Raw genomic sequence first — 4,441 nt, forward strand, 5'->3', positions numbered from 1 at the left:
CGTGCAGGGTGAGCTCCATCTTCATCGACTCCATCACCATCACGGCCTGGTTGGCTTCGACCGCGGCGCCTACCGCCACGTGCACCTTGAGCACGGTGCCCGGCATGGGGGCCAGAATGTCATCGCCCCCCGCCGCGGCAGGACCCTTGCCCCGCTTCTGCCCCGTGTCGAGGTCGAGCCAGACCGTGACGCCGCCGGCCCACACGTGCACGCGATCTTTTACGCGGCAGGCGGCGAAGGGCGTGATGCGGCCGTCGATGTCGAGCCACCCCTCGACCACGCCCGTGTTCGAGGGGTTTGCCACGACGCGGCCTTGCAGCGCAAGGGCGCCGTCTTCCCACGTGAAGGCGCCCTCGCGCCCCAGCTCGAGGTCGAACGAGAGCCACTCCTCGCGGCCCGATACCTTCATTCGCAGGCGGCTCATGCGCGCATCCTCCATCGATCGTTGCGCTGCCACGGTCCCTCGTGCGTCGGTGCGGCGCTGCCGGCCGACGTCGCCGACGATGTCGCCGTCCCCGCAGACTGGGCCGCGAAGGCCGCCGCCACCAGGGCCTCGACCCTGGGGGCCGGTTCGGCGATGACGTTCTCCTTGAGGAAGTGCGTGTGCACGTTGCCCGCCACGAAGTCCGGGTGCGCGATGAGCGATCGGAGGAATGTGGTGTTCGTGGTGACGCCGAGAATCACCAGATCGCTCAGGGCGACGCGCATCTTCTGCAGCGCTTCTTCGCGCGTCTTTCCCCAGGTGAGCACCTTGGCCAGCATGGGATCGTGGTGCACCGTCACCGCATAGCCCTCGACGATGCCACAGTCAACGCGGATGCCCGGGCCGCGTGGCAGCCGCAGCCGACGCACCTCGCCCGTGGCGGGGAGAAAGCTGTTCGACGGGTCTTCGGCGTAGATGCGGCACTCGATGGCGTGGGCTTCCGCGCGCAGGTCGTTCTGGGTGAAGGGCAGGGCGTGTCCCGCTGCCACGAGCAGCTGGGTGCGCACCAGGTCGCGCCCGAGCATGAGCTCGGTGACCCCGTGTTCGACCTGCAGGCGCGTGTTCATCTCCATGAACCAGAACTGGCCGCCCTGATCCATGATGAACTCGACCGTGCCGGCGTTGACATAGCCCACCGCGCGGGCCGCCGCCACGGCCGCCTCGCCGAGGCGTGCGCGCAGGGCGTCGTCGATGCCACAGGCCGGCGATTCCTCGACCACCTTCTGATGGCGACGCTGTATCGAGCACTCTCGCTCGAGCATGTGCACCACGTTGCCGTGGGTGTCGGCAAACACCTGCACCTCGATGTGCCGCGGACGGGCGATGTACTTCTCCATGAACACCCGGTCGTCGCCAAAGGCCTTGGCGGCCTCGCGCGCGGCCCCCTCGAGGGCCTCTTGAAGGCCCTCCGGGCCTTCCACCAGGCGCATGCCCTTGCCGCCGCCTCCGGCGGTTGCCTTGAGCAGAACGGGGAACCCGATCTGCTCGGCCGCGGTCTTCCAGGCTTCGATGTCGTGCGGGTCGAGCATCACGCCCTTGAGCACGGGAACGCCGGCGGCTTCCATGGTCTGCTTCGACACGATCTTGTCGCCCATCGTCGCCATCACGTCTGGTGAGGGCCCGATGAACACGAGGTCAGCGTCGGCGCAGGCTTGAGCAAATCGAGGGTTCTCGGAGAGGAACCCGTAGCCCGGGTGCACGGCGTCGACATCGTGGGCTTCTGCGATCTCGAGCAGGCGGGCGATGTTGAGATAGGTCTCGGCCGGCGTGCTGCCGGGCAGGCGGTAGGCCTCATCGGCGGCGGCCACGTGCGGTGCGCCCGCGTCTGGATCGGCGTACACGGCCACGGCTCGCATGCCGGCCTCGCGCACCGCTTGGATGACACGCAGCGCGATCTCGCCGCGATTGGCTATCAGTACCTTCTGCATGGCCGTCACATCCGGAAGACGCCCTGGGCGCGGGTCGGGAACGGCGCACCGAGCGACGCTCCGATTCCCAGGCCCAGCACCATGCGGGTGTCGACCGGGTCGATGACCCCGTCGTCCCACAGGCGGGCGCTGCTGTAGTAGGGGTCGCCCTCGGTGGTGTACTTGTCGAGGGTAGGGCGCTTGAACGCCTCTTCCTGCTCGGCCGTCATGGGCGGCTGCCCTGTTGCGGCAAGCTGGTCTTTCTTCACCGTGAGCAGCACGTTGGCCGCCTGCTCGCCCCCCATCACGCTGATGCGGGCGTTGGGCCACATCCAGAGCTGTCGGGGCTGGTAGGCGCGGCCGCACATGCCGTAGTTGCCGGCGCCGTACGAGCCGCCGATGATGACGGTGAACTTGGGCACGGCGGCGTTGCTCACCGCCATCACCATCTTGGCGCCGTCCTTGGCGATACCGCCGGTCTCATACTTGCGGCCCACCATGAAGCCGGTGATGTTCTGCAAGAAGACGAGGGGCACGCCGCGCTGGCTGCACAGCTCGACGAAGTGCGCGGCCTTCTGGGCGCTCTCGCTGAACAGCACGCCGTTGTTGGCCACGATGCCCACGGGGTAGCCCCAGATGCGGGCAAAGCCCGTCACCAGCGTGTTCCCGTAGAGCGCCTTGAACTCGTGGAAGCGGCTGCCGTCGACGAGGCGGGCGATGATCTCGCGCACGTCATAGGGCTTGCGCACGTCTTTCTGCACGATGCCGTACAGCTCGTTCGCATCGTAGAGCGGGTCTTCGGGCGTCGTCACCTCGAGCGGGCAGGCAGGCGGGCGCCAGTTGAGAGCCGACACCACGCTGCGCGCGATGCGCAGCGCGTCGGCGTCGTCTTGCGCTAGATGGTCGGCCACGCCCGAGGTGCGGGTGTGCACGTCGCCGCCGCCCAGGTCTTCGGCGCTCACCTCTTCGCCGGTGGCGGCCTTCACAAGGGGTGGGCCGCCGAGGAAGATGGTGCCCTGGTTGCGCACGATGATGGTCTCGTCGCTCATGGCGGGCACGTACGCACCCCCTGCCGTGCACGACCCCATCACCACCGCCACCTGGGCGATGCCCTTGGCCGACATGCGGGCCTGGTTGTAGAAGATGCGACCGAAGTGGGTCTTGTCGGGGAAGACGTCGGCCTGCATGGGCAGGAACGCGCCGCCGGAGTCGACGAGGTAGACGCAGGGCAGGCCGTTCTCCTCGGCAACCTCCTGGGCGCGCAGGTGCTTCTTCACCGTCATCGGGTAGTACGTGCCGCCCTTGACGGTGGCGTCGTTGGCGACGATCATGCACGGCACACCCTGCACGCGCCCGATGCCGGTCACCATGCCCGCGCCAGGGGCCTGGTCGTCGTACATGCCGTTGGCCGCAAGCGCGCCGATCTCGAGGAACGGGCTGCCCGGGTCGAGCAGCGCATCGACGCGGTCGCGCACGAACAGCTTGCCGCGGCTGGTGTGCTTCTTCACCGCCGCCTCACCACCGCCGGCGCGGGCCGCGGCCAGGCGCGAGCGCAGCTGGTCGCACAGCGATTCGAGGTGAGCGCGATTCTCGGTGAAGACCGGGTCGCTGGGGTTGACGTGGGTCGAAAGGACGTCCATGTGCAGGGAGGCTCTCTTCAGGGGCGTTGCGGTGCCGTGGCGCACTCGAGACCGCGCGCGTGCGGGGCACGGGGGCATCGGTTGCGGGGCGTTTCTTCGCCCGCCGAGGGAACCCTTCCGAGATTCGGGGTGAGCCCTCTGCGACGTCACCGCACGTGGGGCTCGAGACCGAAGGCCTTCCCGGCGTCATCGGCGAACGGCTCCCCCCTGCCCCTGGGACCCGCGCGTCATCGTATCGGACGCGCTGAGAAGAGGCCTCTTCGCGTGCGCTTCGATCCCACCGCGTCTTCGTGGTGCAGAGCATCGTGGCCGTCACCGCGGGCAGCCTTCTCACGGCGCTCCCCCCTGCGCTCGTGCACCGCGTCGCGGGCGTGGTCTTTCTCGTCTTCGCCTGGTCGATGTGGCGGCGCGTGCGAGACGACGAGGAGGAGAGCCTCGGGTCGGGCGACGGGTCGCTGCTGCAGAGCGCCACGGGGGCGTTCATGGTGATCTTCGTCGCGGAGTGGGGCGATCTGACGCAGCTGGCCACGGCAACGCTGGTGGCGCGCTATCAGCAGACCTTGATCATCTTCGTCGCCGCCACCCTGGCCCTGTGGGCGGTGACCGGGCTGAGCGTGCTCATCGGCTCGCACCTGAGGAACGCAGTGCATCCGCAGACCTTCCAGCGCATTGCGGCGGTGCTGTTCGCGACGATCGGCGCCTACATGCTCGCCACGGCCTGACGCCCCGCCCGCGCTGGGAACGGGGTGGGGATGGCGTGCAGACCGCGTTGCGAACCCCAGAGGTCTGCGCCAGCCGAGGACGCAGGGGCGGCGACGTCAGCGCGTTGCCATACCGCGCGTGGCGCCCCCGCCCCCCGTGCCGTCGACTCCGCTCAGGCGGCGTATGGCGACTCGCCGCTCTGGTGCGCA

General features: G+C 68.9%; 4 protein-coding genes. 1 reads left to right on the forward strand and 3 read right to left on the reverse strand.

The window, feature by feature from the left end:
* The 3 genes from EB084_20255 to EB084_20265 all read right to left on the reverse strand — a co-directional run.
* The coding region (locus EB084_20255; protein ID NDD30599.1) for a hypothetical protein at positions 1–409 on the reverse strand (409 nt) is incomplete at its 3' end.
* A gap of 11 nt (positions 410–420) precedes the next feature.
* Positions 421–1,920: an ATP-grasp domain-containing protein gene (locus tag EB084_20260; protein ID NDD30600.1), complete on the reverse strand. Its 1,500-nt coding sequence runs from the start codon at positions 1,918–1,920 to the stop codon at positions 421–423.
* Positions 1,917–3,530, reverse strand: coding sequence for a methylcrotonoyl-CoA carboxylase (locus tag EB084_20265; GenBank protein ID NDD30601.1), 1,614 nt, complete (start codon positions 3,528–3,530; stop codon positions 1,917–1,919). The genes EB084_20260 and EB084_20265 overlap by 4 nt, the downstream gene beginning before the upstream one ends.
* Positions 3,531–3,820: 290 nt before the next feature.
* Between EB084_20265 and EB084_20270 the strand changes: the two genes are divergently transcribed.
* On the forward strand, positions 3,821–4,252 hold the full coding sequence (locus EB084_20270) for a TMEM165/GDT1 family protein (protein ID NDD30602.1): 432 nt from the start codon (positions 3,821–3,823) through the stop codon (positions 4,250–4,252).
* Positions 4,253–4,441: the final 189 nt, after the last annotated feature.

It is taken from the genome of Pseudomonadota bacterium (assembly GCA_010028905.1).
In the GTDB taxonomy this organism is placed as follows: domain Bacteria; phylum Vulcanimicrobiota; class Xenobia; order RGZZ01; family RGZZ01; genus RGZZ01.